At 66.5% G+C, this 22,060-nt stretch carries 18 protein-coding genes; 7 read left to right on the plus strand and 11 right to left on the minus strand.

From position 1 onward, the window contains the following. Window positions 1-444: Cj0069 family protein (locus Q4G50_RS07555; protein WP_303377043.1), on the minus strand; the 444-nt coding region annotated here is incomplete at its 3' end. Between the two features lie 252 nt (window positions 445-696). On the opposite strand from Q4G50_RS07555, the gene Q4G50_RS07560 reads away from it, so the two are divergent. Both Q4G50_RS07560 and Q4G50_RS07565 read left to right on the plus strand, forming a co-directional pair. After that, window positions 697-1,578 (plus strand): sulfurtransferase, encoded by an 882-nt coding sequence (locus Q4G50_RS07560; protein ID WP_303377044.1) that lies wholly within the window; start codon window positions 697-699, stop codon window positions 1,576-1,578. A gap of 253 nt (window positions 1,579-1,831) precedes the next feature. Then, window positions 1,832-3,604: an acetyl/propionyl/methylcrotonyl-CoA carboxylase subunit alpha gene (locus Q4G50_RS07565; protein ID WP_303377045.1), complete on the plus strand. Its 1,773-nt coding sequence runs from the start codon at window positions 1,832-1,834 to the stop codon at window positions 3,602-3,604. Window positions 3,605-3,665: 61 nt separating this feature from the next. Here the strand turns inward: Q4G50_RS07565 and Q4G50_RS07570 are convergent, their stop codons facing one another. The 4 genes from Q4G50_RS07570 to prpD all read right to left on the minus strand — a co-directional run bounded on the left by Q4G50_RS07570 (window position 3,666) and on the right by prpD (window position 10,971). Continuing rightward, complete coding sequence (locus tag Q4G50_RS07570; RefSeq protein ID WP_303377046.1) at window positions 3,666-7,079, minus strand: pyruvate carboxylase; 3,414 nt, start codon at window positions 7,077-7,079, stop codon at window positions 3,666-3,668. A 270-nt stretch (window positions 7,080-7,349) separates the two neighbouring features. Next, window positions 7,350-8,504 (minus strand): bifunctional 2-methylcitrate synthase/citrate synthase, encoded by a 1,155-nt coding sequence (locus tag Q4G50_RS07575; RefSeq protein WP_303377047.1) that lies wholly within the window; start codon window positions 8,502-8,504, stop codon window positions 7,350-7,352. A 23-nt stretch (window positions 8,505-8,527) separates the two neighbouring features. Beyond that, window positions 8,528-9,457, minus strand: coding sequence for a methylisocitrate lyase (gene prpB, locus Q4G50_RS07580; RefSeq protein WP_303377048.1), 930 nt, complete (start codon window positions 9,455-9,457; stop codon window positions 8,528-8,530). Further along, complete coding sequence (gene prpD / locus Q4G50_RS07585) at window positions 9,457-10,971, minus strand: 2-methylcitrate dehydratase PrpD (protein WP_303377049.1); 1,515 nt, start codon at window positions 10,969-10,971, stop codon at window positions 9,457-9,459. Before prpD ends, prpB begins: the two co-directional genes overlap by 1 nt. Before the next feature lie 171 nt (window positions 10,972-11,142). Here prpD and Q4G50_RS07590 point away from each other — a divergent pair, with 171 nt between their 5' ends. Then, a complete protein-coding gene (locus Q4G50_RS07590) occupies window positions 11,143-12,465 on the plus strand; it encodes a short-chain fatty acyl-CoA regulator family protein (RefSeq protein WP_303377050.1) in 1,323 nt (440 codons plus the stop codon). Between the two features lie 143 nt (window positions 12,466-12,608). Here the strand turns inward: Q4G50_RS07590 and Q4G50_RS07595 are convergent, their stop codons facing one another. From Q4G50_RS07595 to upp, 4 genes are all read right to left on the minus strand, one after another. After that, entirely contained in the window at window positions 12,609-14,018 is a 1,410-nt protein-coding gene (locus Q4G50_RS07595) for an NAD(P)H-quinone dehydrogenase (RefSeq protein WP_303377051.1), read from the minus strand. 68 nt (window positions 14,019-14,086) lie between these two features. Continuing rightward, window positions 14,087-15,295, minus strand: a complete 1,209-nt coding sequence (locus Q4G50_RS07600) for an amidohydrolase (protein WP_303377052.1) — start codon at window positions 15,293-15,295, stop codon at window positions 14,087-14,089. 48 nt (window positions 15,296-15,343) lie between these two features. Next, window positions 15,344-15,823 (minus strand): helix-turn-helix domain-containing protein, encoded by a 480-nt coding sequence (locus Q4G50_RS07605; protein ID WP_303377053.1) that lies wholly within the window; start codon window positions 15,821-15,823, stop codon window positions 15,344-15,346. A 69-nt stretch (window positions 15,824-15,892) separates the two neighbouring features. Next, window positions 15,893-16,528 carry a uracil phosphoribosyltransferase gene (gene upp / locus Q4G50_RS07610; RefSeq protein WP_303377054.1) on the minus strand — a complete coding sequence of 212 codons (636 nt, stop codon included), beginning with the start codon at window positions 16,526-16,528 and terminating at the stop codon, window positions 15,893-15,895. A 53-nt stretch (window positions 16,529-16,581) separates the two neighbouring features. Between upp and Q4G50_RS07615 the strand changes: the two genes are divergently transcribed. The 3 genes from Q4G50_RS07615 to Q4G50_RS07625 are packed head-to-tail and all read left to right on the plus strand — an operon-like array spanning window position 16,582 to window position 18,972. Further along, entirely contained in the window at window positions 16,582-16,851 is a 270-nt protein-coding gene (locus tag Q4G50_RS07615) for a hypothetical protein (protein ID WP_303377055.1), read from the plus strand. Then, window positions 16,848-17,720: a C40 family peptidase gene (locus Q4G50_RS07620; protein ID WP_303377056.1), complete on the plus strand. Its 873-nt coding sequence runs from the start codon at window positions 16,848-16,850 to the stop codon at window positions 17,718-17,720. The genes Q4G50_RS07615 and Q4G50_RS07620 overlap by 4 nt, the downstream gene beginning before the upstream one ends. 22 nt (window positions 17,721-17,742) lie before the next feature. After that, window positions 17,743-18,972, plus strand: coding sequence for a hypothetical protein (locus tag Q4G50_RS07625; RefSeq protein WP_303377057.1), 1,230 nt, complete (start codon window positions 17,743-17,745; stop codon window positions 18,970-18,972). Window positions 18,973-19,110: 138 nt separating this feature from the next. On the opposite strand, the gene Q4G50_RS07630 is transcribed toward Q4G50_RS07625, so the two are convergent. After that, complete coding sequence (locus tag Q4G50_RS07630) at window positions 19,111-19,977, minus strand: adenosine deaminase family protein (RefSeq protein WP_303377058.1); 867 nt, start codon at window positions 19,975-19,977, stop codon at window positions 19,111-19,113. Between the two features lie 44 nt (window positions 19,978-20,021). Between Q4G50_RS07630 and Q4G50_RS07635 the strand changes: the two genes are divergently transcribed. After that, window positions 20,022-21,209, plus strand: coding sequence for a D-alanyl-D-alanine carboxypeptidase family protein (locus tag Q4G50_RS07635; protein ID WP_303377092.1), 1,188 nt, complete (start codon window positions 20,022-20,024; stop codon window positions 21,207-21,209). On the opposite strand, the gene Q4G50_RS07640 is transcribed toward Q4G50_RS07635, so the two are convergent. Continuing rightward, window positions 21,151-22,041 carry an RDD family protein gene (locus tag Q4G50_RS07640; RefSeq protein ID WP_303377059.1) on the minus strand — a complete coding sequence of 297 codons (891 nt, stop codon included), beginning with the start codon at window positions 22,039-22,041 and terminating at the stop codon, window positions 21,151-21,153. The genes Q4G50_RS07635 and Q4G50_RS07640 overlap by 59 nt on opposite strands. Window positions 22,042-22,060 lie beyond the last annotated feature (19 nt).

A 22,060-nucleotide genomic window follows, 5' to 3' on the forward strand; every position in this document is an offset into this window, starting at 1 on the left:
CTGCTTGAGCACGCGCTCACCGTAGGACAGGGAGGTGGGGAAGGTGTTGTGGAAGTCCTCGACCTCGTAGTAGGCGGCGGTGTCGGTGGGTACGAGGTCGGTGTCCTTGAGCTTGACCAGGGCGTCCTTGGCGCCGTAGGCCATCATCTCCTCCGGGGTGGACATGCCAACCAGGCCGAATTCGGAGAGGCGGGACAGCAGGTCGAAGTAGCCTTCCTCGCCGCCGGGGATGTTGCCCGGGTTGACGCGGGAGATGTAGCCGTCGAAGTTCTCGGAGACGTACTCGAAAAGGGCGTCAGCCCACTCGGGGCGGTAGAAGACGACCTCGGACTTCCATCCGGCGTCCTGGATGGCGTTGACGATCGGCATGGTGTCCTTGCGGTGACCGTCGATGAACTTGTCAGATCCGCCCTCGACCTCGAAGACGACGATTGCCTTGTGCACTGCAGCACCCCTTTCAGGGAGTAAAAGTGTTCCGACGCCTGCAAACAACGCCGTTAACATGCAATTTTAGTGTGTCCAGACACCTGCCGCCCGGCGAGAGAACAGGTAGTAATTAAGGACACACCCACTGCCCCCGCGTGACCGGGTGCACGCGTAGTGAACTACTGTTGTCACTGACCCTGAAACCGTTTCATCACACCATACTCTGCGGATTTTCAGCCCCGGGCTGTCGCCCAGAAAGGCGGGACCAACGTGGCCACTCCCCTCGACCCCCATCCCCCATTCCAGGAGTACGCGCACCCCGAGCGTCTCGTGTCCGCATCGTGGCTTTCGGCCCGGCTGGGCACTCCGGGCCTGCGTGTCATCGAATCTGATGAGGACCCGGTGCTCTACGACATCGGCCACCTGCCCGGCGCGGTGCGCATCGACTGGCAGAAGGATCTCAATGATCCCGTCACCCGCGACATCATCGACGCGGAAGGCTTCGCGGCGCTCATGCGCGCCAAGGGCATCAACCGCGATGACACGGTGGTCATCTACGGTGATCAGTCGAACTGGTGGGCTGCGTTCACCCTGTGGGTTTTCGAGCTTTTCGGGCATGAGGATGTCCGACTTCTCGACGGCGGGCGTGACGCCTGGATGGCCGAGGAGCGCGACACCTCCTTCGTGGTGCCCGAGTTCCCGGAGTCCGATTACCCGGTGGTCGAGCGCCGGGATGCTAACTACCGCGTCTTCGTCGATGAGATGTTGAACAAGATCGACAACTCCACCATCGTCGATGTGCGTTCCCCCGAGGAGTTCAACGGCCTCGTCGGCGCCGATGACGCCCCCGCCCTGGCCCCCACCCTGCGCCGCGGTCACATCCCCTCGGCCGTCAATGTGCCGTGGCAGGACAATGTCCACCCGAATTCCCTGTTCCGTTCCCGCGCGGAGTTGGAGAAGCTGTACTCCTCCCTGGACCCGCAGGCGGAGACCACCATCTACTGCCATGTCGGCGACCGCACCGCGCACACGTGGTTCGTGTTGAAGTATCTGTTGGGTTTCCGCCAGGTCCGCAACTATGACGGTTCGTGGGTGGAGTGGGGCAACATGGTCCGTATGCCCATCGCCCGGGGCGAGGCCCCGCCCGCTTAACACGATGCTTATCGACGCCCCCGGTACCCACCGTGGGCGTCATTTTTTGCCCCTGTCCGGGGCGGCACGCCGAAGATAACGAAATGATTTCGGGGCGGTTCTGCTGGCATTTCTCGGAAGTTTGGGGCAAAATCACGAACCTGACGGAATGCTCACGTTTTTGTGTGCAAGAATAGTCGCATGCGTCGCGTGGCCGCCTGAAGCGGGCGGGCCGACGCGAACCACCAACGCAGCACATGAAAGGGACCCCCAAGTGGCAGTAGAGACCAAGAAGATCACCAAGGTCCTCGTGGCCAACCGCGGCGAGATTGCGGTCCGTGTGATCCGAGCCGCCAAGGATGCCGGTATCGCCAGCGTCGCCGTGTACGCCGAGCCGGACGCGGATGCGCCGTTCGTCGGCATGGCAGACGAGGCCTTCGCTCTGGGCGGCCAGTCCTCCGCCGAGTCCTACCTGGTGATCGAGAAGATCATCGACGCCGCCACCAAGGCCGGCGCCGATGCCATCCACCCCGGTTACGGCTTCCTCGCCGAAAACGCCGACTTCGCCCAGGCTGTCATCGACGCCGGCATCACCTGGATCGGCCCCCCGCCGTCCGCCATCGCCGACCTCGGCGATAAGGTGACCGCCCGCCACATCGCGCAGCGTGCGAACGCCCCGATGGTGCCGGGCACCAAGGACCCGGTCTCCGGTGCCGACGAGGTTGTCGCCTTCGCTGAGGAGCACGGCCTGCCGATCGCCATCAAGGCCGCCTTCGGTGGCGGTGGACGCGGCATGAAGGTCGCCTACCAGATGGACGAGGTCGCCGAGCTCTATGAGTCCGCCACCCGTGAGGCCGTCGCCGCCTTCGGCCGCGGCGAGTGCTTCGTCGAGCGTTACCTGGACAAGGCCCGCCACGTCGAGGCGCAGGTCCTGGCCGACATGCACGGCAACGTCATTGTCTCCGGTACCCGTGACTGCTCCCTGCAGCGCCGCTTCCAGAAGCTGGTGGAGGAGGCCCCGGCCCCCTTCCTCACCGATGAGCAGCGCGCCAAGATCCACGAGTCCGCCAAGCAGATTTGCCGCGAGGCAGGCTACTACGGCGCCGGCACTGTTGAGTACCTCGTTGGATCCGATGGCCTGATCTCCTTCCTCGAGGTCAACACCCGCCTCCAGGTTGAGCACCCGGTCACTGAGGAGACCACCGGCATCGACCTGGTCCGCGAGCAGTTCCGCATCGCCGAGGGTCAGGAGCTGCGCTTCAAGGAGGATCCCACCCCGCGCGGCCATTCCTTCGAGTTCCGCATCAACGGCGAGGACGCCGGCATGAACTTCATGCCTGCCCCGGGCACCGTGACCCGCTACCACCAGCCGGACGGCCCGGGTGTCCGCGTGGACTCCGGTGTCCGCGAGGGCTCCGTCATCGGCGGCCAGTTCGACTCCATGCTGGCCAAGCTCATCGTCACCGGCGCCACCCGCCAGGAGGCCCTGCAGCGGGCTGCCCGCGCACTCGATGAGTTCATCGTCGAGGGCATGCCGACGGTGATCCCCTTCCACCGCCACATCGTGGAGAACCCGGCGTTTGTCGGCGACGAGAACGGCTTCGAGGTCTACACCAAGTGGATCGAGGAGGTCTGGGACAACCCGATCGAGCCTTTCGTCGATCCGGCGGATCTGCCCGAGGATGAGTCCACCCCGGCCCACAAGGTCGTCGTCGAGGTCGATGGCCGCCGCGTCGAGATCTCCCTGCCGGGCGATCTGGCTCTCGGTGGCGGCGCCGCCCCGAAGAAGAAGGCCAAGAAGCGTCGCGCCGCAGGTGGCGCCGCCGGCGCCTCCGGCGACTCAGTGGCTGCCCCGATGCAGGGCACCGTCATCAAGGTCAACGTCACCGACGGCCAGGAGGTCACCGAGGGCGAGGTCATCGTGGTCCTGGAGGCCATGAAGATGGAGAACCCCGTCAAGGCCCACAAGTCCGGTGTCGTCGAGGGCCTGGCCGTCGAGGCTGGTGCTGGCGTGACCAAGGGTCAGGTCCTGCTCGAGATCAAGTAGGTTTCCCCTCCCCCCGCAGGCCCCGTCACCGTCATGGTGGCGGGGCCTGCGGCACGTCGGTTTAGGCGATGACGACGATGAGGTCGCCGCCCTCCACCTTCGTGGCCTGAGCCAGGGCGACGCGCTCGATGACGCCGTCCTTGGTGGCCGTGATGGTGGCCTCCATCTTCATGGCCTCGATGACGGCCACCGGATCGCCGGCCTTGACCTCGTCGCCGACCTTGGCGTGGACCATGACCACACCGGCAAACGGTGCTGCCACGTGCCCCTGGTTGCCCGCATCAGCCTTCTCCGCGGAGGCGGTGACAGATTCGACGTTGCGGTCGCGGACCTTCATCGGGCGGATCTGCCCGTTGACGTTGGCCACCACCTGACGCATGCCCTTGTCGTCGGGCTCGCCGACGGCGTCGAGACGCACCACCATCGGCGGCTGATCATGATCGCCGATGAGGCGGATGACGTTCTCCTCGCCCTCCTTGAGCCCGTAGAAGAACACGCGGTCCTCCAGGGCGGCGGTGTTGCCGTACTGACGGCGGTGCTCCGCGAACTCCTCGGCCTGCTTCGGGAACAGCAGCTTGTCCAGGGTGTTGCGGCGGGTCTGACGATCCTCGCTGCGCAGTGCGTCCTCGTCGGCGGACGAGACGTCGACAAGCTTGGACTGGGTGGTGGAACGACCGGCGAGGGCCTTTTCGCGCAGCAACGGCCAGCCACCGGGCGGGTTGCCCAGATCCCCGCGGAGGAAGTCAATCACGGAATCCGGGATGTCGTATTTCTGCGGGTCGTAGGCGAAATCGTGCGGATCCACGCCCGCGCCGACCAGGTGCAGGGCCAGATCGCCGACGACCTTGGAGGACGGGGTGACCTTGGTGGGTCGGCCGAGCATCTCGTTGACGGAGGCGTAGTAGTCCTCGATGAGCTCGAAACGGTCCTCCAGCCCCAGGGCCTTGGCCTGGGTGCGCAGGTTGGACAGCTGGCCGCCGGGGATCTCGTGCTTGTACACGCGTCCCGTCGGGCCGGGCACGCCTGCCTCGAAGGGGGCGTAGAGCTGGCGGACGGCCTCCCAGTAGGGCTCGAGATCAGACACCGCCTGCAGGGACAGCCCGGTGTCGCGGTGAGTGTCAGCGAAAGCGGCGACAATCGCGGACAACGAGGGCTGGGAGGTGGTGCCGGCGAGCGGGGCGGAGGCGCCGTCGACAGCATCGGCGCCCGCCTGCGCGGCGGCCAGGTAGGTGGCCAGCTGACCACCCGCGGTGTCATGGGTGTGCACGTGGACCGGCAGATCGAAGTTCTGCCGCAGCGCCTTGACCAGGCGGGATGCGGCAGTCGGGCGGAGCAGGCCGGCCATGTCCTTGATTGCCAGCACATGCGCACCGGCCTCCACGATCTCCTCAGCCAGGTGGAGGTAGTAGTCGAGGGTGTAGAGGTTCTCGTTCGGATCCAGCAGGTTACCGGAGTACGCCATGGCCACCTCGGCGACCGTGGTGCCCGTCTCCAGGACGGCCTCGATGGCCGGGCGCATCTGGGAGACATCGTTCAGGGCGTCGAAAATGCGGAAGATGTCCACACCAGAGTCCGCGGCCTCGGTGACGAAGGCGCGGCAGACGCTGTCCGGGTAGGGGGTGTAACCGACGGTGTTGCGGCCGCGCAGCAACATCTGGATGTTGACGTTGGGCATGGCGCGGCGCAGGGCGTCGAGACGCTCCCACGGGTCCTCGTGGAGGAACCGCATGGCGACGTCATAGGTGGCGCCACCCCACGCCTCGACGGAGAACAACTCCGGGGTCATGCGGCCCACATGATGGGCGGCGGCGACCAGTGCGGAGGAGCGGATGCGGGTGGCCAGCAGCGACTGGTGGGCATCACGGAAGGTGGTGTCTGTGACAGCCAGGGCTTCCTGGTTACGCAGCTGCTCGGCGAACTTCTCAGGTCCGAGGTCGCGCAGCACGTCGCGGGAGCCGCGCGGCAGCGGACTGTCGTCGCGGGGCGGGAGCTTGGTCACCGGGCGGATCTCGGTGGGGCGCTTGCCGTGCGGGCGGTTGACCGTGACATCGGCGAGGTAGTTGAGGATCCGACCGGCCTCATCATCCGCGGGCGGAGCGGAGAGGAGGTGGATGTGGTCGTTGATGAAGTTGGTGGAGATGCGGCGGGACTGAAAGTCCTCCTCCCGCAGCAGGGCGCGGAGGAAGCCGATGTTGGTGGCCACCCCGGAGATGGTGAACTCGTTGAGCGCACGCTGGGCGCGGGCCACGGCGGTGGCGAAATCAGCGCCACGACAGGTCATCTTCACCAGCATGGAGTCGAAGTTCGGGGAGATCTCACCGCCGAGGGAGGCGGCGCCGTCGAGACGCACGCCCGCGCCACCCGGGGAGCGGTAGGCGGTGATGGTGCCCGTGTCCGGGCGGAAGTTATTCGCCGGGTCCTCGGTGGTGATGCGGCACTGCAGGGCCGCGCCGTGCAGCTGGATGGAATCCTGGGTCAGGCCCAGGTCCTTGAGTGTCGCACCCGCCGCGATGTGCAGCTGCGCCTTGACCAGGTCAACGGAGGTGACTTCCTCGGTGACAGTGTGCTCGACCTGAATACGCGGGTTCATCTCGATGAAGACATGGTTGCCGTTCTCATCGACCAGGAACTCCACGGTGCCGGCGCAGACATAACCGATGGACTGACAGAACTTCACCGCATCAGCACAGATCTGATCACGCAGGGCCGGTTCCAGGTGCTGGGCCGGGGCGATCTCTACGACCTTCTGGTGGCGGCGCTGCAAGGAGCAGTCACGCTCAAAGAGGTGGATGACATCCCCGGTGTGGTCGGCGAGGATCTGCACCTCGATGTGCTGCGGGTTGAGCACCGCCCGCTCCAGGTAGACATGGCCGTCACCGAAGGCGGCCTCCGCCTCGCGGGAAGCCTCGGCGGCGAGCTGCGCGACGTCCTCCGGCTTCTCGATAAAGCGCATGCCACGCCCGCCACCACCCGCGACGGCCTTGACGAAGATCGGGAACGTGAAATCCTCCGCCATCTCGACTAGCTTGTCGATGTCGGTGGACGGTTCGGAATCCTGCAGCACCGGCAGCCCGGCCTTCTGCGCCGCCTCCACGGCCGCGGACTTGTCACCGGTGAGGTCGAGGACCTCCGGCGGCGGGCCGATGAAAGTGATGCCGTTCTCGGCGCACTCGCGGGCGAGCTGGGCGTTTTCGGAAAGAAAGCCGTAACCGGGGTACACGGCATCCGCGTGGGTCTTTTTCGCGGCGCGGATGATCTCATCGATATCCAGGTAGGCCTTGACCGGGGATCCCTCCGTACCGATACGCACGGCCTCAGAAGCGAAGGAACGGTGGTGGGAGTTGCGGTCCTCCTTGGGGTAGACCGCCACGGTGGCGGCTCCGGTTTCGAAGGCGGCGCGGAAGGCGCGGACGGCGATCTCGCCTCGGTTGGCGACGAGTACCTTTTTGAAGGCGGGCAATGTGGGTGTGGCCACGGTGGGGGTCCTTTCCGAACGTCATGTCGGGGGTGCGCGAGAAGGCGGGTGAGCCATCTTCAGGCACCTGCTTAGGTGCAATATATGAGATTGTCAAACTACAACTGTGCTGGTGGATGCTGTACTTTACCGCAACGATCACCGGATCGTCGATAAGCAAATATATTATCGGCGGGGAAGGTTTCGCGCCAGTGTTTTCTCTCGCGGAAAAACCCACGCCACTGACCCCATCATATGGGCAGTACCGTGGGTTCCGTCACCTGCGAACAGCTACTTGCGGGCAGCCAGCGGGGTGACCTGACGCTGCTCCGGGCCGTTGTAGGCGGACAGCGGACGGATGAGGGAGTTGTCGTTGTACTGCTCCACGATGTGCGCGGTCCAGCCAGCGATGCGGGCCACGACGAACAGCGGGGTGAAGAAGTCCACCGGGAAACCGAGCAGGTGATACGCCGGGCCAGCCGGGAAGTCGAGGTTCGGCTTGATGCCGGTGCGCTCGTCCATGGCGGCGGCCATCTTCTCGTACATCTCGACCCACTTGGCGCCGTCGTGACGCTCGGCGAGATCGCGGAAGGACTTCTCCATCGAGGGCACGCGCGAGTCACCCTTCTTGTACACGCGGTGACCGAAGCCCATGATGAGATCCTTGTTATCCAGGGCGTTGTTGACCCAGTCGGTGGCCTTGGCGGGATCGTCGATAGCCAGCATGGTGTGCATGACGAACTCGTTGGCACCACCGTGCAGCGGGCCCTTGAGTGCACCGATGGCGCCGGTGATCGCGGAGTACACGTCCGAGCGGGTGGAGGTGATGACGCGACCGGTGAAGGTGGAGGCGTTGAAGGAGTGCTCGGCGTAGAGGATGAGGGACTTCTCGAAGTCGCGCACGTCATCCGGGTTGGAGGCCGGGGAGTCCTCGCCGTTGCCGAAGACCATGGACAGCAGGTTGTGGGCGACCGACTTGTCCGGGTCCGGGGCGACGATGTCCTTGCCCTCACGGCGGCGGATGTCCATGGCCAGCACCATCGGCAGCTGGGCGAGCAGGTTGTGGCCGACGTGGGTGATGTGATCGGCGTCCGGGGTGAAGTGCTCCGGATCCTTGGTGCCCATGTAGGACACCGCGGTGCGCATGACATCCATCGGGTGGCAGTCGGTCGGCAAGGAATGGATGAGCGCGATGAGGCCTGCATCGAGCTTGCGGTAGGAACGGCCGCGCTGGTTGAACTCCGCGAGCTGCTCCTCGGTCGGCAGCTCACCGTTCCACAGGAGGTAGAAGACCTCCTCGAAGGAGCAATCGGCGACCAGATCCTGGACGGCGTAACCGCGATAGGTCAGGGAGTTGGTCTCCGGCATGACCTTGGACACGGCGGTGTAGTCGGCGATGACTCCGTAGAGCCCCTTGCGGACCTCGGGGTTGTTGTTCTCGGACATGGTGATCATCCCTTTCGAAAGTGTTATTGCTGGAAGGTGGGCTGGTAGGTGTCGGCGGAGTAGGTGAACACTTCCTGGTCGAAAGCGTTGTACTCGTTGTAGCGGAGCAGTTCGTAGAGGCGGGAGCGGTGCTGCATGCGGTCGACCCACCCGGTCTGGGTACCGGTTGCGGCGATGTCACGCAGCGCGTCCTCGACCTGTCCCATGGCGATGCGCAGGGTGGTCACCGGGTAGATGACGGCGTTGAAGCCGAGATCCTCCAGTTGCTGCGCCGAGAGCAGTTCGGACTTGCCGAACTCCGTCATGTTCGCCAGGAGCGGCACGTCGACGGCCTGGCGGAACTTCTCGAAGTCCTCCGGGGTGTGCAGCGCCTCGGTGAAGATGAGGTCGGCGCCGGCGTCGGCGTAGGCCTTGGCGCGTTCGATGGCAGAGTCGATGCCTTCCACTCCGGCGGCGTCGGTGCGGGCGCAGATGATGAACTGATCATCGCGACGCTCATTGACTGCTGCCGTGATGCGCCGCAGCATGAGCTCGGTGGGCACGACCTCCTTGCCGTCGAGGTGGCCGCAGCGCTTCGGGTTGACCTGATCCTCGAGGTGGCAGCCGGCGACCCCGGCGTCCTCGAACTCGGAGATGGTGCGGGCTGCGGACATGGGCTCGCCGAAGCCGGTGTCGGCGTCGACCAGCACGGGCAGGTCGGTGACGCGCGCGATCTGGCGGGAGCGGTGGGCGACCTCCGTGAGGGTGGTCAGTCCGATGTCCGGCAGCGCCAGGTCGGCGGCGACGACGGCGCCGGAGACGTACACGCCCTCGAAGCCGGCTTCCTGGATGGCGCGGGCCACCAGCGGTGAGAATGCGCCCGGGAGTTTCTGGATTTTTCCGCTTGTCAGTCCGTCGCGGAATGCTTTGCGACGCTCCGTCGGCGTCACCGTGGAAGAAAACAGGCCGGGCATCAGAACAGCCCCTCGCCCACGGTGGGAGCCTGCGCGAGGACGTCATCGGCCAGCTCGATGTTGAGCTCCGCGAGGTCGGTGAGGTTCTCCAGGTTCTCAGCGGCCGCGATGAAGCGGTCCTGCTCCTCCTGCGAGACTACGCCCTCGGCGAGGGTACGGAACTTCTCGATGTACTGCTCGCGGGCAAAGGGGCGGGCGCCGAGCGGGTGGGCGTCGGCAACCGCCAGCTCATCCTCGACAACCGTGCCGTCAGCGAAGGTGATGACGGCCTTGGCGCCGAAGGCCTTCTCGTTGGGATCGGTGGAGTGGTAGCGGCGGGTCCACTCCGGGTCCTCGACGGTGGAGATCTTGTGCCACAGCTCGATGGTCTCCGGGCGGTTGGCACGCTCCGGGGCGTAGGAACGCTCGTGGTGCCAGTCGCGGTCCTCCAGTGCCACGGCGAAGATGTACATGATCGAGTGGTCGAGGGTCTCGCGGGAAGCCTGCGGGTCGAACTTCTGCGGGTCATTCGAGCCGGTGCCGATGACGTAGTGGGTGTGGTGCGAGGTGTGCAGGACAATCGACTCGACATCCTCCAGGTTCTTGCCCTCGGCGGCCCGCTTCTCGCCCATGCGGCGGGCCAGGTCGATCGGGGCCTGGGACTGGTACTCGGCGGAGTGCTCCTTGGTGTAGGTGTCCAGGATGCCGCGCTTTTCCTCGCCCTCACCCGGCAGCGGGACGGTGTACTCGTGGCCCGGGCCGGACAGCAGCCAGGCGATGACGCCGTCCTCGCCTTCCCAGATCGGGGACGGGGCACCTTCGCCGCGCATGGCGCGGTCGACGGCCTCGATGGCCATCTTGCCGGCGAACGCCGGGGCGAAGGCCTTCCAGGAGGAGATCTCGCCCTTGCGGGACTGGCGGGTGGCGGTGGTGGTGTGCAGGGCCTGGCCGATGGCCTGGTAGATCGTCTCGACATCCAGGTCGAGCAAAGTACCGATACCGGCCGCCGCGGAGGGGCCGAGGTGGGCGACGTGGTCGATCTTGTGCTCGTGGAGGCAGATGCCGCGGACCAGGTCGACCTGGATCTCGTAGCCGGTGGCCAGGCCGCGGATGAGCTCGCGGCCGCCCTTGCCGGCCTGCTGGGCGGCGGCGAGGATTGGCGGGATGTTGTCGCCGGGGTGCGAGTAGTCAGCGGCGAGGAAGGTGTCGTGGAAGTCGAGCTCACGGACGGCGGTGCCGTTGGCCAGGGCGGCCCACTCGGCGGCGTACTTGCCCTTGAGGCCGAAGACGGAGGCGCCGCGGCCGTCGGTGACGGGGCGGGCGGCGGCCATGGCACGGGCGGAGGTGACCGGGCGGCGCAGGACGGAGGCGGCCTGGACAGCGGCGTTGTCGATGATGCGGTTGATGATCATCTCCTTCGTCTCTTCCGGAACCTCGACGGGGTCGGCGGCGACGCGGGCGATCTTGTAGGCCAGGTGCTCCTCATGGGGGAAGTCCTCGGCGGAGCGGTAGGTACGCACGGTGTGGTTGATCATGGCTTCGGGGCTACTCCTTATCGGCGGTGACTGCGTTGGACCTCACAGTACTGCGAATTCTGTGTTGGGAGTCACAGTGAAGTGTGTATAAAGTTGTGGCATAGCTCTAACTTTTCTGCAAAACTTGCGGAATCAGCAGCTCACGCCGCCAAACACCCGAAAGGCCACCCCATGAGCAAGCACTTCGCGGGGGCACGGATCCGCACATTGCGACGCAGCCGCAACCTCACCCAGCAGGAGATGGCCCGCCGCCTCGGCCTGTCGACGAGTTACCTCAACCAGCTGGAAAACGACCAACGCCCCCTCACCGTCACCGTGCTCATGGCCCTGTCCCAGCACTTCGACGTCGACCCCGCCTTTTTCTCCCCCGACCACGACGCCCGCACCATCAGCGAACTGCGCGACGCCTTCCCTACCGTCCCCGACGATCAACTCGCCGACCTCGCCGCCCGCTACCCGGAGCTGGTCACCGAGGTGCTCAATTTGGCCGACCGTGCGCCGACGCTTATCGACGACTCCCCCTACCGCCTCGTCCGCGACTTCTTCTATGAAGCCCACAACTACATCCACGAACTTGACCTCCTGGGCGAGGAGCTGGCCCGTCGCCTCGGGGAACCACAGCTGCGCCTCACCCGCTTATCCACCTCCCTCGACCGCGACCTGGGCATCATCGTCCGCTTCCGCAAGCTGACCTCCGGGCCCCGCCGCGTCTATCACCCCGAGACCCGCGAACTGCACCTGCGCACCGGCCTGTCTGAAGCACAGCTGTGTTTCGAGTTGGCCCTGCAATACGGGTTGAGCGGACACGGCGATCTGCTGCGCGAACTGGCTGCCGAGCTGCCCTCCGAACAGGCCCGCGAGATCGCCGTCCTGGCACTCGCCCAGTACTTCGCGGCCGCCGTCGTCATGCCCTATGAGCAGATGCTCAGTACCGCCGAGGACGTCCGCTACGACATCGATCGCCTCGCCGTCCACTTCGGCACCGGCTTTGAGACAACCTGCCACCGCTTATCGACGCTCAACCGCCCCGGTCACCGCGGCGTCCCCTTCTTCTTCGTCCGCACCGACCGCGCGGGCAACATCTCCAAGCGCCAGTCCGCGACCGGTTTCCACTTCTCCCGCTCCGGCGGCTCCTGCCCGCTGTGGGTGATCCACCGCGCCTTCGAGACCCCGGGACGAGTCACCCGCCAGGTGGCAGGCATGCCCGATGGGCGGCACTACCTGTGGATCGCCCGCACCGTCGCCGGCCAAATGCACGGCTTCGGACAGCCCCGCAAGGAATTCGCCGTGGGTCTCGGTTGCGATCTCGAGCAGGCCGAACGCCTCATCTACGCCAACGGCCTCGACCTCTCCCCCGCCTCAGCCACCCCCATCGGGCCGGGCTGCACGAGCTGCCCGCGCGAACGCTGCCCCCAGCGCGCCTTCCCCCACGCGGGCCGGCAGGTGGTCGTCGACCTCGACGCCACCCTCGATTTCTCCTACACCACGTACTAGCCCCCGCCCCCGCCCCCGCGGCCGCGCACTCGGGGCTCGGGGCTCGGGTTCATGGGCTCGGGAACAACCCGATCCCGACCCCAACGGGCCTGTTTTGCCTCGATGCCGAGGGGACGATACCGAGCCCCGAGCCCCGAGCCTAACTACGCCAGGTCGTCGGTGGCGACCAGGCGGCGGGCCGCCTCAGTAATAGAGCCCGACAGCGAGGGGTACACCGCGAACACCTCGGACAGTTGCTTGACCGTCAGGTTGTTGGACACGGCGATGGCGATCGGCAAGATGAGCTCGGATGCGGTCGGTGCAACGACCACACCGCCAATGACCAGGCCGGAGTTGCGGCGGCAGAAGAGTTTGACGAAGCCGTGCTTGAGCGAGCGCATCTTCGCGCGCGGATTGGACTGCAGTGGTAGGACAACAGCGCGGGCCGAGACGTCCCCGCTTTCGACCTGGGCGTGGGTGACACCGACGGCGGCGATCTCCGGGCGGGTGAACACAGCCGTGGCCACGGTCTTCAGGCGAATCGGGGTGACACCTTCGCCGAGCGCGTGGTACATGGCCATACGTCCCTGCATGGCGGCGACCGAAGCTAGCGGGAACAAGTCAGTGCAGTCACCGGCGGCGTAGATGCCGGCGACGTTGGTGCGGGAGACACGGTCGACCTTGATGTGGCCGGAGCCGGTGGTCTTCACACCGACGTTCTCCAGACATAGGCCTTCGGTGGCGGGGATGGAACCGATGGACATGATCGCGTGGGAGCCGAAGATCTCCCGGCCGTCGGTGGTGCGGACGCAGACCCCGCCGCCGTCGGTACGTGTGACGGAGTCCACGCGGGCGTGCTTTTCCAGGGAGACACCGCGCTGGGACAGGACATGCTCGAGGACGTCCGCCGCATCGGCGTCATCGTGCGGGAGGATGCGGTCACGGGAGGCGACCATCGTGACCTTGACGCCCAGCTCGGCGAAAGCGGAGACGAACTCCGCGCCGGTGACACCAGAACCGACGACGATGAGGTGTTCGGGGGTCTCCTCCAGGTCATAGACCTGCTGCCAGGTGAGGATGCGCTCACCATCGGGCTGGGCGTTGGGCAGGATGCGTGGGGTGGCGCCGGTGGCGATGAGTACGAGGTCGGCCTCGTAGACCTCCTCGGTGCCGTCTTCCAGGGTGGCGGTGATCTCGTGGTGGACCTGATCGATCTGGGACTCGGCGAAGCGACCGCGGCCGTTGACGAACTTCACGCCGGCGCGCTCGAGTTGCACGGCGATGTCGTCGGACTGCTCCTCCGCCAGGTTCTTCACGCGCTGGTTGAGGGCCGGCAGGTGGATGCGGGCGCGGCCGAGCAGGGAGTTAAGCCCCATATCATCGGCGCGCCGCAGGTCAGTCTTGATGCCGGTACCAGCGATGAAAGACTTCGAGGGGACACAGTCGAGGAGGACGGAGGAACCGCCGATCCCGCGTTCCTCGATGATCGTCACATCCGCTCCGTACTTGGCTCCGGCCAGGGCTGCCTCGTAGCCGGCGGGGCCGCCGCCGATGATGACGATGCGATTCTTCAAGGGGTCTCCTCCACGCGCGTTCGGTCCGTTCACAGGGTTCGTGAACTATTGCAGCCCGAGTTTAGTCGTTAGGAGAGGAACCCGCCGCCGCTTGCACCCTTTCCGGTACTCTCCCCGTACTGCTCGGCGACGGAGGCAAACAGGCGGACGCCGACGCTGATGGAGCGTTCGTCGACAAGCAGGTCCCCCTGGTGCAGATCTCCCATCCGGCCCTCACCGGACCAGCAGCCCAGGCGGGCCATAGAACCGGGCACGCGCTCCAGGTACCAGGAGAAGTCCTCGCCGCCGGAGGACTGCGGAGCCTGGACGACGGCCTGGGGGTCGATGACGCGGGCGGCGTCGGCAAGCAGGGCGGTGGCCACATCGTCGTTGAGCACCGGCGGGACACCGCGCTGGTAGCCGAGCTCGTGGGCGCATCCGGTGGGGGCGAGCACCTGGGCGATGAGCTCTTCGAGGAGTTCCTCCAGGATGCGCCAGGTGGTGATGTCCGCGGTGCGGATCGTGCCGGTGAGCTGCCCGGACTCCGGGATCGCGTTGGGGGCGTAACCGGCGTTGAGGGAACCGAAGACCAAAACGGTGGCAGTCCGCGGGTCGATGCGCCGCGACAGCAGAGCCGGCAGTTGCGTGACCAGGGAGGACAGGGCGAAGACGACGTCGTTGGTCAGGTGCGGGCGGGAGGAGTGCCCGCCGGGGCCGGAGACCTTGATACGCAACACGTCAGCGGCGGAGGTGATCGCGCCGGTACGCAGGCCGATCTTGCCTACCTTGAGTTTTGGTTCGACGTGCACCGCAAAGATCGAGCCGACCCGGTCGAGCCCGCCCCAGGCGATGACATCGGTGGCGCCGCCGTCCATGACCTCCTCCGCGGGTTGGAAGAGCACCCGGATTCCGTGGGTGAGCCCGTCGGCGTTGTCTGCCAACGAGCAGGCGAGCGCCAGGGCGATGGTGGTGTGGACATCGTGGCCGCAGGAGTGCGAGACCCCCGGAACCGCGGAGGCGAAGGGGAGTTTCGTCAGTTCGGTGACGGCCAGGGCATCGATATCCGCGCGGAAGGCCAGCTTGTCATCGGTGTCGGGCCCGACGTCCACCATGAGACCGGTGCCGGGGAAGCGGTGCGGGTTCAGTCCCCGCGCCCTGAGGGTCTCCTCCAGGAACTCGGTGGTCTCGTACTCCATGTGGGACAGCTCGGGGTGGGAGTGCAGGTGGCGGCGCCAACCGAGCACCTCCTCATGGTGCTCACGGAGCCACTCATCGACGCGTGCGGCGATACCCTTCACGAACTGTCCTTTCCGCGGACCTCAACCAGGGGTCAACGCCTTAAGATCCTACTCCTTCGCGTCTTCCCCACCCTCGATGGCGGGGCGTCGCGTGGGCTCGCCGACGATTTCGCGGGCCACCTGCCCGTCGATGTGCTCCACATCCGACCGGTAACGTGGGAGGCCCTGGTGGTCGGCGTAGCCGGGGAGGAAACGCTCCAGCGCAGTCTCGGGTGGCCAGTGCAGGGTGATGCCGTAACCCTCGGGCGGGCAGATCTCGGTGACGGGTTCCCCACCGGCGGGCAGGAGCACGGCAGGCGGGACGTCCAAGGCGCGGGCCAGCCGGTAGATGTTCGACAGTTTGGGGTCGGCCGGCTTATTGGCATTGCCGATGTTGCGCTCGATGTTGGAGATTGAATTGCGGGAAATCCCCGACAGCGACGCCAGACCTTCCTGCGTCAGGCCGCGCGCCTTCCGCAGGCGGCGGAGGTTGCGGCCGAAGGTGAGCCCGAAGCTCGCCCAACCCGCCCATTCTGGTTCCTGCGCCATTCCTCCACGGTGCACACCGCACTAGGAAAACTCCGCCCACTGCAGTGGGCAAAGCGGCGTCGATAAGCTCTAGAGGTCGATGTTGCGCGGCCCGTAGAGACGATCGCCGGCGTCGCCCAAGCCCGGGACGATGTAGGCGTCCTCGTTGAGGGAGGGGTCCACGCAGGCGGTCACCAGACGCACCGGCAGCCCCGAGTTCGCCAACGCATCCACGCCCGGCTGCGCCGACACCATGCAGATCGCGGTGATGTCGGTGGCGCCGCGGTCAGCCAGCAGGCGGATGGCATGCAGTAGGGACCCGCCGGTGGCCAGCATCGGGTCCACGACGAACACCGTGCGCCCCGTCAGGTCATGCGGCAGGGCCTCCAGGTACGGCACCGGCTCGTGGGTCTCTTCGTTACGGGCCAGGCCGATGAACCCGACCTGCGCATCCGGGATCATCGACAGCGCCGGGTCGATCATCCCCAGCCCGGCGCGGATCACCGGCACCACAATCGGTGGGTCCTGCAGCCGGGTGCCATCGGCCATGGCGACGGGGGTCTGGCACTCGAAGTGCTCCACGGGCAGGTCACGGGAGGCCTCGTAGACGAGCATGGTGCCCAGGTCCGCGAGGGCGGCGCGGAAGGCCGCGTTGTCGCTGCGCGCATCGCGCATGATGGTCAGTCGGGAGGCGGCGAGCGGATGGTCGACGATGGTGATGTCCATGCGATCCAGAATAGACGGGAACCTTTGGGCCGTTTTCGAAGTCCAATTAAGGCATGAGCACACTTCACATTGATCCTGTCCGTGCCCGCCTCTTTGTCACCGAGCTTCTCGACGCCGCGTCCCATCCACCCCACACCCCCGTCACCGTTTCCGGTCCCCGCCGCTTCGCGGCGTCGCTTGTCGACGCTCTCCTCCACCTCGATTCCCAGACCCGGCGCGTGCATGACCGGGCCCGGGTGCTGGGTGAGCGCTCCGACCGGGTCGTCGACTCCGCGCAGGCCCATGATCTCGCCTTCGCCGCTGAGCTGGGGAGACTGTCGTGAAAGATATTGTCCGCGCCCTCGAGCACATCGTGGACCTCTCGCCCGCTGCGGTCTCGCGCGTGCAGCTTTCGCCGCTGCCGGACTTCGCCACGGCGATTCCGCTGGCGGAGATGATCGCCCAGGGCTCCCCCGGTGGCCGCACCCTGGTGGACGTGGCCACGCAGGTCAACGCCGACCGCGACCTGGTCACCCGTATCACCGACCTGGCCGCCGCCCACGTCGAGACCACCACCGCCGAACTGACCCACCTGGGCCACGGCCTGCTGCAGGAAGCAGCGGGCGTACTCCCCCGCTTCTTCTCTCCTGTACCCGGCGCGCAACTCGCCGCCTTCGCGGAGCTGCAACGCCTGGCGCTGGTGTTCGTCCACGAGGCCGTCGGGCGGATCACCGACCTCGACGCCCTCCTCGAGCCGCTGACCGCCGATCTTGACCGGGTCACCGCCACCAACCACTCCGCCCCGCTTCCCGACGCCGCGCCGGAGGTGGAAGCAACGCTGGCGGCGGGGAACGGGGACGTCGATAAGCAGGGTGCCGGGGACGCGGCAGTAGCTGCCGCGATGAGCGCCCTGGGCACCCCCTACCTCTGGGGCGGGACGACGCTGAACGGTTTCGACTGCTCCGGGCTCACGCAATGGGCGTACCGGCAGGCCGGGGTGGAGTTGCCGCGGTTGGCGCAGGAACAGAATGTCGGCACCCAGGTGTCCCAGGATCAGCTGCAGCCGGGGGATCTGGCGGTGTGGGACGGCCACGTCGCGATGTACGCCGGCAACGGCCAGCTCATCGAGGCCGGTGACCCCGTCTCCCTCAACCCCGTCCGCACCACCAACATGGGCATGGCGTTCAAGGGCTTCTGGCGGCCGACCAGCTAGCTGTCCGGTAGAATCCCGCCCCATGAGCTCCCGTGCGATCATTCCTGTGACACTGTCCCTCACCGAGGGTGACTTCCACACCCTCTGGGCACCGACCTGGAAGGAGCACGGCGCCGAATGGCAGGCCTTCCTCGGCGATGACGCCGGACTCTTCCTGTTCACCTCCCCCGCGAAGCTCTACGCCTTCCTCCAGTCCGGGAAACGCCACGACCTCACCTCCCATCCGAAGTGGGGCGCTTTCACTACCCAGCCCGCGGATGCGATCGTGCCGGACAAGAAGGAGACTTTCGACATCATCGGCGCCCCCGCGCTGCTCGCCGGGCGTCCCTCCTACGAGAATGTCGCAGCGCTCGCCCGCATTTTCCAGGTGACCAAGTCCCTCGCCGAGGTCACGGGCGCGGATGACGCGATCCTCTTCTTCGCCTCCCACTCCGTTCTGGGCAACGTCCAGCGCGGCGCCGACCACTACTCCGGCGAGCACGGCCTCGGCGAGTGGTCCGCCGTCGGCCGCGCCGTCCTGAGCAATTGGGAGAAGGTCGTTACTTCCCTGGATGAGCAGGTGCGCGTCATCAACGTCGATGACGACGCCACCACCGAGGCCCAGAAGCTTATCGACGACGCCCGCGTCCGCACCGCCGAAGCCCGCGCCGCCGCCGAAGCCGCTGCGAAGGAAGCCGAGGAGAAGGCCGATCCTTATGACGCCTCCGTGTGGGGCGTCGCCGGCATCGACCCCGTGAAAATCACCGTCGACGGCAAGTCCGTCTACACCCTGCGCACCTACCTCGACGGCGCGCCGGTGTTCCTCGGCCGCTACGGCGAGATCTTCACCTTCCCCACCACCCGTCAGCTGGCCCGTTGGCTGGTGGAAAACGATGAGCACGACATGGCGACGCTGGCCACCTGGGAAACTGTCATGACCCACGCCAACGCCGGCGAGCTCGACGTCATGGTCCACCCCGACAACCAGTACTCCTACCAGGGGCTGGCCGCCGACATCGGGAAGGGCCCGGACGCCGTCGACACCGCCCAGATGGGCCGTGGCTACGAGTTGTTCGCCGACGCCGCCGACTGGGCCGCCGACGATTCCCTCAACTCCTACCTGCTGGCCAACCCGCGTATCCAGGACTACCTGTCCTACATGCTCGGCTCCACCGAGACCGCCGGCTACGTTCCGTCCAAGCCCTACTCCGATCACGCCGGCGCGTGGAAGGAGCTGGAGCAGATGCTGGTCAAGCGCTTCTCGAAGTTCTGACACCGCTCGGCAAAATGTAACAAGATACGAGTGCACGTATTCTTATAGGCCCAGTTCGCTGTCGTTTATAACAATTACGCCTGTTGGCAAAAGCCAGCAGGCGTCAAATGTGACGGCGCTGGCGGCGCTGGCGGGCCCCTACTCCTGGTCACCGAACTCCTCCAACCCGGCCTGCAGGTCCTGGGACTCATACGCCGGGAGGATGACGCGCTCGAGCAGGTCCTGGCGCTCCACCTCGGTGAGGAAAGCCCCGCGCACGGCGTTGAGTGTCAGGTCGAAGAACTCCTCGGCCCCGTAGCCGAAGACCTGCTCGAGGCGCTCAAAGTCGTCTGCGTGAACCGTGCAGGTGAAGCCGAGCTGCTGCAGCAGAGTCAGGGGATGCTCGGAGTACTCGTCGACAGTACCGGCGGCGACTTCGGCGGACGGAAAGAAGTCGCAGCTCAGGTGGCGGTCGCGGACCCAGCCGGAGACCCGCCCGGGCAGGATGCCGTCGAAACCTGTGGTGTCGATGGAGAAGTCGTCGATGAGCGCCAGCGGGTGCCCGAGGCGCACCGCCCCGGCCTGCAGCGCGGCGTCTGTTTCCACCAGGCCGGTGACGGCGACGGTGAAAGGCACGTAGTTGGCGCGTAGCTGGGCCAGCGCCGCGAGATGCGGGCGGGCATCACCCACCAGCCCGAAACCGACGACCTGGCGGCCGTGGTTACTCACCACCAGCGAAGCGACCGCGGCGACATCCCCGGAGGTGTGGGTGGTGGGGATGAGGCGGGCGTCGATAAGCGGGACATCAAGGCCTGCCACGACGCAGTCGATGACCTCCTGCAAGGTGAGCCCACCGGCGATATGTGCGGCCAACTCAACGTGGAGTTCGAGGTAGACGACACCCTGCGCCTGGCGCGCCTTGAGGTGCTCCCGGACCTGGGTGCTGAGCTCAGCGGGCGTCTGGGCGGGTTCGCCGCCGAGTGCGTCGTGGAGAAGGACGGTGGGCAGCGCGGAAATGTCGTTCATGGGAACCATCCTATCGACGGCCTACGATGAACTTCGTCATGAAGATGCTCGCCTCCCTCACCCTCGCGGCGGCGCTGGTCACCACCACCCCGGAGACCACCACCCGCGAGCACGCGCCAGTCACCGACGACTGCCCGCACTCACTCATCCCACCGGAGCCGCGGACCACCTCGGAGGTGGCGGCGCCGGGAGCACAGCCCACTCCCCTGCCGGTGGTCGTCGACGGACCGTGCGGGGTGTCAGCACCGCGGGGTTTCGACGTGCCGGAGGAGGTCCACGCCAGCGCCTGGTTGGTGGCCGACATCGATTCGGGGGAGGTCATTGCGGCGAAGGATCCGCACGGACGCTACCGGCCGGCGAGCATCGTGAAGATGTTGCTGGCGATGCTAGTCATCGAGGAGCTCGACCCCGCCAAGGAAGTGACCGCGAGCCGGGAGTCGGCCGAGCAGATCGGCTCGGCCGTGGGCATCGGGGAAGGCGGGACCTATACCGTCGATCAGCTGCTGCACGGCCTGCTGTTGTCTTCCGGCAACGACGCCGCCCACGCACTGGCGCAGGAGCTCGGCGGGGATGCGATGACACTGCGGCGCATCAACGATCTGGCGCGCGAGTTGGGCACCACCGACACCGTTGCCGCCAGTTACTCCGGCCTTGACGCGCCCGGCATGTCCACCTCCGCCTTCGACATGGGGTTGATTTACCGGCAGGCTTATCGCACCCCGCGCCTGGCGGAGATCATGGCGACCGATTACATCGACTTCCCCGGTTTCGATGAGCTGCCCGGCTACCAGGTGTGGAATGACAATGGCATCCTCATGAACGATGAGGCCGGGCTGGGCGGCAAGACCGGCTACACCGACGACGCCAACCACACTTTCGTGGGCGCCGCCGAGCGCGAGGGGCGACGCCTGTTCGCCGTCGTGCTGGACACGACAGTGGAAAAGGCCCGGGCTTGGCAGCAGGCACAGCTGCTTATCGACGCCGCCGCCGACACCGACCCAGGTCACGGCGTCGGCTTGCTGGAGCCCGTCACCGTGGAGCAGCCGCTGGAGGAGCCGGTGGAGCCGGTGGAGGTACCGGGGGTGCATGAGGCGGATGATCCCCGCCTCGGGGTCGAGGCGGGGATCATCGCGGTACTCATCGTGGGTGCCCTGGCGCTGGTGGGCGTGGTGTTCACCGTCCGGGCTTACGCACGACCTCGGCGCCGGCCCAGCGGTCGTGGGAGCCGATGAAACCGTTCGACTCCTTAATGGACATGCCGATGGCGATCATGCCGAAGAACGTGATCACCTGGCCGATGCCCGGGATGATGTTGACCAGACGCCACCACTGGCGCTTCGCGGACTGCTCCCAGCTGAGCTTCTCCCCCGTGGTGGAATCCCGCACCTGGTAACCGAACAGGTGCTTGACCGGGGAGGCGCCCGTGAGCACCTCAAAGCCGATACCCCAGGCGGCGCCGATCATGGCGCTGAGGATGGCCATGCCCGAATCCGAGGAACCCGCAATGCCCGTGGTGAGCACGACACCGGCGATCAGGGTGACCAGGAGGCCGTCGAGAAGCATCATTCCCAGGCGCGTCATCCCCGGCGGACGATCGGCGCTGGCCCCGGCCGGGCTGGCCGAGTAGCTCGGCTGCGGCTGGTAGGCGGGCATCGGCGCGGGGCTGGGGGCCTGCGCCGGCAGCTCAAAGGGGTTGACCAGGCCGGAATTGGACTGCGACGGCGGTGTGGCCGTGTGCGTCGGGTAGCCGTAATCCGCCGCACTACGGCGCTGCTGCGGGGGCATGATGCTCGGGTCCGGGAAGCTCCCGAAAGTTCCTAGATGTTCCAGATCAGACCACGACACATTCAGCGAGGCACGCAGGGCATCGTCGTAGGTGGAGCGGCGGCGCTCGTCGGAAAGCACGGCGAAGGCGGTGTGCACCTGTCGGCGCCGTGGATCGTGCTCCGGGACCATCTGCCGCTCCAGCTCCTGGTCGCGGTTCGCCAGGCTCCGGCCGAGGTCGTTCGCAGAATCGCTGCGGTCGAGCTGGAACATGGCGTACAGATCAGGAATCGAATTCATGGTGGTCACCTTAATCTCT

Origin of the sequence: Corynebacterium sp. (genome assembly GCF_030538285.1) — a bacterium.
Lineage (GTDB): Bacteria > Actinomycetota > Actinomycetes > Mycobacteriales > Mycobacteriaceae > Corynebacterium.

Excerpts from the sequence above, each read along its gene's own strand:
- Q4G50_RS07575 (WP_303377047.1), bottom strand. The coding sequence starts at position 8,504 with ATGTCCGAGAACAACAACCCCGAGGTCCGCAAGGGGCTCTACGGAGTC.
- prpB (WP_303377048.1), bottom strand. The coding sequence starts at position 9,457 with ATGCCCGGCCTGTTTTCTTCCACGGTGACGCCGACGGAGCGTCGCAAA.
- prpD (WP_303377049.1), bottom strand. The coding sequence starts at position 10,971 with ATGATCAACCACACCGTGCGTACCTACCGCTCCGCCGAGGACTTCCCC.
- Q4G50_RS07590 (WP_303377050.1), top strand. The coding sequence starts at position 11,143 with ATGAGCAAGCACTTCGCGGGGGCACGGATCCGCACATTGCGACGCAGC.
- Q4G50_RS07605 (WP_303377053.1), bottom strand. The coding sequence starts at position 15,823 with ATGGCGCAGGAACCAGAATGGGCGGGTTGGGCGAGCTTCGGGCTCACC.
- upp (WP_303377054.1), bottom strand. The coding sequence starts at position 16,528 with ATGGACATCACCATCGTCGACCATCCGCTCGCCGCCTCCCGACTGACC.
- Q4G50_RS07615 (WP_303377055.1), top strand. The coding sequence starts at position 16,582 with ATGAGCACACTTCACATTGATCCTGTCCGTGCCCGCCTCTTTGTCACC.
- Q4G50_RS07625 (WP_303377057.1), top strand. The coding sequence starts at position 17,743 with ATGAGCTCCCGTGCGATCATTCCTGTGACACTGTCCCTCACCGAGGGT.
- Q4G50_RS07630 (WP_303377058.1), bottom strand. The coding sequence starts at position 19,977 with ATGAACGACATTTCCGCGCTGCCCACCGTCCTTCTCCACGACGCACTC.
- Q4G50_RS07635 (WP_303377092.1), top strand. The coding sequence starts at position 20,022 with ATGCTCGCCTCCCTCACCCTCGCGGCGGCGCTGGTCACCACCACCCCG.
- Q4G50_RS07640 (WP_303377059.1), bottom strand. The coding sequence starts at position 22,041 with ATGAATTCGATTCCTGATCTGTACGCCATGTTCCAGCTCGACCGCAGC.